At 65.0% G+C, this 6469-nt stretch carries 8 protein-coding genes; 7 read left to right on the top strand and 1 reads right to left on the bottom strand.

Translation table 11 applies throughout. The features are described 5' to 3' along the window. Positions 1-248: 248 nt before the first annotated feature. Positions 249-545: an H-NS histone family protein gene (locus AP428_RS14335; protein ID WP_006489320.1), complete on the top strand. Its 297-nt coding sequence runs from the start codon at positions 249-251 to the stop codon at positions 543-545. Positions 546-656: 111 nt separating this feature from the next. On the opposite strand, the gene AP428_RS14340 is transcribed toward AP428_RS14335, so the two are convergent. Next, positions 657-1721 (bottom strand): glycosyltransferase family 4 protein, encoded by a 1065-nt coding sequence (locus tag AP428_RS14340; RefSeq protein WP_054928243.1) that lies wholly within the window; start codon positions 1719-1721, stop codon positions 657-659. Between the two features lie 662 nt (positions 1722-2383). Between AP428_RS14340 and flhD the strand changes: the two genes are divergently transcribed. The 6 genes from flhD to AP428_RS14370 all read left to right on the top strand — a co-directional run. Then, entirely contained in the window at positions 2384-2704 is a 321-nt protein-coding gene (gene flhD, locus AP428_RS14345) for a flagellar transcriptional regulator FlhD (RefSeq protein ID WP_011350590.1), read from the top strand. A 92-nt stretch (positions 2705-2796) separates the two neighbouring features. Continuing rightward, positions 2797-3351: a flagellar transcriptional regulator FlhC gene (gene flhC, locus AP428_RS14350; RefSeq protein WP_006493184.1), complete on the top strand. Its 555-nt coding sequence runs from the start codon at positions 2797-2799 to the stop codon at positions 3349-3351. Between the two features lie 191 nt (positions 3352-3542). Continuing rightward, entirely contained in the window at positions 3543-4403 is an 861-nt protein-coding gene (motA, locus tag AP428_RS14355; RefSeq protein ID WP_006477350.1) for a flagellar motor stator protein MotA, read from the top strand. A 13-nt stretch (positions 4404-4416) separates the two neighbouring features. Then, positions 4417-5436: a flagellar motor protein MotB gene (gene motB, locus AP428_RS14360; RefSeq protein WP_011546714.1), complete on the top strand. Its 1020-nt coding sequence runs from the start codon at positions 4417-4419 to the stop codon at positions 5434-5436. Between the two features lie 16 nt (positions 5437-5452). After that, positions 5453-5830: a response regulator gene (locus AP428_RS14365; RefSeq protein ID WP_006477352.1), complete on the top strand. Its 378-nt coding sequence runs from the start codon at positions 5453-5455 to the stop codon at positions 5828-5830. A gap of 33 nt (positions 5831-5863) precedes the next feature. Further along, a partial coding sequence (locus tag AP428_RS14370) for an Hpt domain-containing protein (RefSeq protein WP_197285596.1) occupies positions 5864-6469 on the top strand: 606 nt, incomplete at its 3' end.

The raw sequence follows: 6469 nt of genomic DNA on the forward strand, positions 1-6469 counted from the left end.
ATTTCGTCGTCCGGAATTGGTCTGGATTATAGGAAATGAATCGGGTTCGGGAGGGTAAACGATTGTTAAATTTGAATGGCTGACGAATGCCTTTTATTAGAATAAGTCCGCATTCTCGATATAGACGATTCGGTTAAAGATGGCAGCATTAATTTCGAAGGGCAGGGCGGCAGTGCGGATGACGTAACGGACGTTGGTGTCCCGGCCGGATTCGCCGGGGCCGCATCATCGAAAAGGGGAGTCGAAAAATGTCTCAATACGCGAAACTCAAGGCGCAGATCGCCGATCTGCAGGCCCAGGCGGACGACGTGCGCCGCCAGGAAGTGGCAGCGGTGATCGCCGATGTCCAGCGAATGATTGCCGAATATGGCCTGACGGCCCAGGACCTGGGCTTCGCGGAACGGGCGCGGCGCGGGCGTCCGCCGAAGAAGGCGCCGTTGCCGCCGAAATACCGCGATCCGAAGTCGGGTGCCACCTGGAGTGGGCGCGGCAAGCCGCCGAATTGGATCGTCGGCAAAAACCGCGATCGTTTTCTGATCGAGTGACCGAAGGCCAAATGGAAAGAGCCGCATCGACGATGCGGCTCTTTTGCTTTGCGGGTTTTGCGCGCCGATTTCGGCGCGGATTTACGGCCTATTTCCGCGCGGATTTTCGCGTCAGGCGCCCGCGACCCGCCGCAATGCCGGTTGCTTGGTTGCCGCGCACAGCGATTCGTAAGTCTCGACGTAACGCTGCGCCATTGCCTTCGCGCTGAAACGCGTGTCGAAACGCTCGCGGATCGCGGTGCGCGACAGGCTGTCGATCCGGTGCAGCGCGCCGACCGCGCCCTGCACGTCCTCGACGATGAAGCCGGTCGCGCCGTCCTCGATCACTTCCGGCACGGAGCCGCGGTTGAACGCGACGACCGGCGTGCCGCAGGCCATCGCCTCGATCATCACCAGGCCGAACGGCTCCGGCCAGTCGATCGGGAACAGCAGCGCCTTCGCGCCGGACAGGAACGCCGGCTTTTGTGCTTCGTTGATCTCGCCGATGAATTCGACGTGCGCCTGGCCGAGCAGCGGCTCGATCACTTCCTTGAAGTAGTCGGCGTCGGCCTTGTCGACCTTCGCCGCGATCTTCAGCGGCAGCCCGCTTTGCGCGGCGATGCGGATCGCGGTGTCGACGCGCTTTTCGGGACAGATCCGGCCGAGGAACGCGAGGTATTCGGGCTTCACGTCCGGCTGCGGCGTGAGCAGCGTGTCGGGCAGCCCGTGGTACACGGTGCCGGCCCACGCGGCCTGCGGCAGCGGCTTGCGCTGGTTGTTCGAGATCGACACGACCGGCGAATACGGGAACGCGTCGAACACCGGCTGCAGCTCCGGCAGGTCGAGGCGCCCGTGCAGCGTCGTCACGTACGGCGTGTCGAGGCGCGACATCAGCGGGAACGGCAGGTAGTCGAGGTGGAAGTGCAGCACGTCGAATTCGTGCGCGACCCGGGCGACCTGCTCGAGGAGCCGCATATGGGGCGCCATCGAATCGCGGACCGACGGGTCGAGCCGCAGCGCGCGCGGCCACGCCGCCTCGAGACGGGCCGACGTGACGGAGTCGCCGCTGGCGAACAGCGTCACGTCATGGCCGAGTTCGACGAGCGCCTCGGTGAGGTAGGACACGACACGCTCGGTGCCGCCGTAGAGTTTCGGCGGGACGGCTTCGTACAGCGGCGCGATCTGGGCAATTCGCATGGATGTTCTCCTGTGTCGATCCGGGGCGCGATGACGCCGAGACGGATCCCGTACAAGGTTGCGGAACTTGCCGACGCACGCGGTTGGCGGTACGTGGCCGGGCCCTGGGCGGGGTGCGCGGAGCGCCGGACGGCAAGCTGCGGGGCGGGCCGGCACGGCTCGCGCCGCCGCCCATTGGAGTCCATTATCGATATCGCCCTGAAGGGTTCGAGTGTTTTTTCAAACACTTAAGGCTTGTTACACGATGAAATACGCGAAAACCCCGAGAAAAAGGGCGCGGAATCATGAATCGCGACAGCCATAACTATTGTTGCGCTATCGTGAAAAAGCACTATAATTTTTACCGATCCGATTGCCGGCAGCCTTGCCGGCAAGCCTTCCACCTCTGGCGTGGCGGCCATCGGAGCCCTTCGCAACCGAATTCGCGTTGCAACCCGTTTTTCCGATTCCTTTCAATTCGCCTTGTCGGAAAAATTCCTACACGGTTTACAGACAAATCCTGCACGGCATACGCCACTTCGCTGATACCGACATAAATCCCGTTTGGCCAAAATTCGCCCTGTAAGACTATAAACGAGCCGACTGAGCGCCCGGTGCGCGCTGATCGAGCAAACGTTTTCATAACATGAATGGCCAAAGCAAAGCTTTTTAACGGGGGAATCATGAGCGCTACCAGCGAAATGCTCAGTGAGATCAAAGAGGTCAACCTGTCGTACCTCCTCCTCGCGCAGCGACTGCTGCGGGAAGACAAGGCGATGGGCATGTTCCGCATGGGCATTTCCCAGGAACTCGCCGACGTGCTCGCCAACCTCACGCTCGCGCAGACCGTGAAGCTGGCCGCGTCGAACCAGATGCTGTGCCGCTTCCGCTTCGATGATCACGCGCTGCTGTCGTCGCTCGCCGACAAGGGCCGCAGCGATGTCGTCGCGCACGCCCACTCGGCCATCCTGATGGCCGGGCAGCAGGTCGAAGGCGTCCGCTGATCCATCCCGCCTTGCGTTTGTCCCGGCGCGCCGCGCCGGCCGGCAGCGTGTTGGCCATTCATTCGAATAACGTCAAGCGGACGGTTATCACCATGGCAAGCAAAAGCGTCGTGATCGAGGTGAAGGAAATCACCCTCGCCATCGAACTGATCGAACTGGGCGCCCGGCTGCAGCTGCTGGAGGCGGAGACGAGCCTGTCGCGGGACCGTCTGATCAAGCTGTACAAGGAACTGAAGGGCGTATCGCCGCCGAAGGGGATGCTGCCGTTCTCGACCGACTGGTTCATGACGTGGCAGCCGAACATCCACTCGTCGCTGTTCTACAACATCTACCGGTTCATGCAGGATCACGGCCGCTGCGAGCCGATCCAGTCGATCGTGAAGGCGTACCGGCTCTATCTGGAGCACGTGAACCTGTCCGGCGACGAGGCCGCGCTGAGCCTCACGCGGGCGTGGACGCTGGTGCGCTTCTTCGATTCGGGGATGCTGCAGATGACCCCGTGCACGCGCTGCGGCGGCCACTTCGTCGCGCATGCGCATGATCCGCATCAAGGTTTCGTGTGTGGCCTCTGCCAGCCGCCGTCGCGCGCCGGCAAGACCCGCAAGGCCGCCGCCGCGCGCGCCGAACTGGCCGCCGCCGTGGCCTGAGCGCCGGGCCGGGCAAGGCCGGACGGGGTGCAAGCGGGCCCGAGTGGCGCCCCGCGGGCCGCGCGAATCGTCCGCGCATTGCTGGTAAACACCGTCGGGCCGCCGCCGGGCGGCCGCGAAAGTTTTCCTGCCGACTGCCGTAAACCTGTTTAACGGCGGTCTCCCCGCCGGTCTTTCGTGAGGGACAGGCAGTGCTGATTATCGTGGGAACACTCGTGACGCTGTTGTCCGTCTTCGGCGGTTATGCGCTGGCAGGCGGGCATCTGGGCGCCTTGATCCAGCCCGTCGAGATCCTGATGATCGTGGGCGCCGGCGTCGGCGCGTTCATCCTCGGCAACGGCGGCAAGACCATCAAGGCCACGCTGCGCGTGCTGCCGACGCTCTTCAAGGGCTCGAAATACACGAAGGACGTCTATATGGAGCTGATGGCGCTGCTTTACGTGCTGCTCGCGAAGGCACGCAAGGAAGGCACGCTGACGCTCGAGGCCGACATCGACGATCCCGAAAAGAGCCCGATCTTCACGCAATACCCGAAGATCCTCGCCGATCGCCACATCGTCGAATTCCTGACCGACTACCTGCGCCTGATGGTGGGCGGCAACATGAACGCGTTCGAGATCGAGAGTCTGATGGACGAGGAGATCGAGACGCACCACACCGAAGGCGAAGGCCCGGCGCATGCGCTGATGCGCGTCGGCGACGCGATGCCGGCGTTCGGCATCGTCGCGGCCGTGATGGGCGTCGTGCACACGATGGCCTCGGCCGACAAGCCGCCCGCGGTGCTCGGCGCGATGATCGCGCAGGCGCTGGTCGGCACGTTCCTCGGGATCCTGCTGTCGTACGGGCTGATCGGGCCGCTCGCGAGCCTCGCGGAGCAGCGCGTCGCCGAGTCGACCAAGATGTTCCAGTGCATCAAGGTGACGATCCTCGCGACGCTGAACGGCTATGCGCCGGCGATCGCGGTGGAGTTCGGCCGCAAGGTGCTGTTCTCGACCGAGCGTCCGTCGTTCTCCGAGCTCGAAGAACATGTTCGCCGCGTGAAGGCGAAGTGACGCGGAGCGACCGATGAGCAAGAGCAAGGATCGCGCGATCGTCGTCAAGCGGGTGGCCCCGGCGAAGAAGGGCCACCACGGCGGCGCATGGAAGCTCGCGTACGCGGACTTCATGACCGCGATGATGGCGTTCTTCCTGCTGATGTGGCTGCTGAGTTCGGTCACGCCGGTGCAACTGAAGGGGATCGCCGAATACTTCAACATGCCGCTGAAGGCCGCGATTCTCGGCAGCGGCGACCGCAGCTCGCAGGAGTCCAGCATCATCAACGGCGGCGGCCGCGACCTGTCGAGCGTCGACGCCGGCACGCTGCGCCGCACCGACGGCACGACGTCGCTCGCCGAGCGCCTCGCGAAGGCGGGCGACGACAATTCCCGGTCGCAGGCGCAGGGCGCGCAGGACCGGCTCGAGCAGACGCGCCTGCACGACCTGCAGATCAAGCTGATGGCCGCGATCGAGGCCAATCCGACGCTGCGCCAGTTCAAGCAGCAGATCCGCATCGATTCGACGCTGATGGGGCTGCGCATCGAGATCGTCGATTCCCAGAAGCGGCCGATGTTCGCGATGTCGAGCGACCACGTCGAGCCGTACATGCGCGACATCCTGCGCGAGATCGGCAAGACGCTGAACGACGTGCCGAACCGGATCATCGTCCAGGGCCATACCGACGCCGTGCCGTACGCGGGCGGCGAGGGCGGCTACAGCAACTGGGAGCTGTCGGCCGACCGCGCGAACGCGTCGCGCCGCGAGCTGATCTCCGGCGGCATGGACGAGGCGAAAGTGCTGCGCGTGCTCGGCCTCGCGTCGACGCAGAACCTGAACAAGGCCGATCCGCTCGATCCGGAAAACCGCCGGATCAGCGTGATCGTGCTGAATCGCAAATCCGAAGAAGCGCTGATGCGCGACGACGCGACGACGACGACGCTGTCCGCCGACGCGGCCGGCTCGAAGCTGCTCGCGCAGCAGCTCGGCGGCCCGACGCCGGCGGTGCGGCCGGTCGTGGCGAGCGCCGTCGCCGTGGCGCCGAAACCCTGACGTTTCCGAGACAGACATGATCCGAACCATTCTCGCCATCGACGACTCCGCGACCATGCGTGCGCTGCTGCAGGCCACGCTTGCGCAGGCCGGCTACGACGTGACGGTGGCGCCGGACGGCGAAGCCGGCTTCGACATGGCGGCGACGGCGCCGTACGACCTGGTCCTGACCGACCAGAACATGCCGCGCAAGAGCGGGCTCGAGGTGATCGCCGCGCTGCGCAAGCTGACCGCGTACGCGGACACGCCGATCCTCGTGCTGACGACCGAGGGCAGCGATGCGTTCAAGGACGCCGCGCGCGACGCGGGCGCGACCGGCTGGATCGAAAAGCCGATCGACCCGGGCGTGCTCGTCGAGCTGGTCGCGACGCTGTCCGAGCCGGCTGCCTCCTGACATGAACGCGACGAATTCAACCGGTGACCGGGCATGACTCTCGACATCACTCAGTTCTACCAGACCTTTTTCGACGAAGCGGACGAGCTGCTCGCGCAGATGGAGCAGCTGCTGCTGAACCTCGACGTCGATGCGCCCGACCCCGAGGATCTGGCGGCGATCTTCCGCGCCGCGCATTCGATCAAGGGCGGCGCGGCGACGTTCGGCTTTTCCGCGCTGACCGATACGACGCACATCCTCGAATCGCTGCTCGACCGCGCGCGCAACCATGAGCTGACGCTGACCAAGGAAATGATCGACGCGTTCCTGGAAACCAAGGACGTGTTGTCCGACCAGCTCGTTGATTACCGCGCGAGTGCCGAACCGGACGCGGCCGCCGCCGCGACGATCTGCGCGAAGCTCGAACGGCTGAAGGCCGAAAGCGGCGCTGGGGCGCCTGCTGCGGCCGCCGAGCCTGTGCCGGCCGCGCCGGTTGCACCGGTCGCCGCCGTCGAACCCGCCGCTGCCGGCGATCGCGCACCCGACCATGTGGTCGAACAGGCCGTCGCGGCCGCGCATCCGGCGGCCGACGCCGATGCCGGCGGCCCGCACCTGAAGATCACGCTGGTCGGCGTCGACGCGAAGGATCGCGAACTGCTC

It is taken from the genome of Burkholderia sp. E168m22, assembly GCF_001319805.1.
Taxonomy (GTDB): Bacteria; Pseudomonadota; Gammaproteobacteria; order Burkholderiales; family Burkholderiaceae; genus Burkholderia; species Burkholderia orbicola.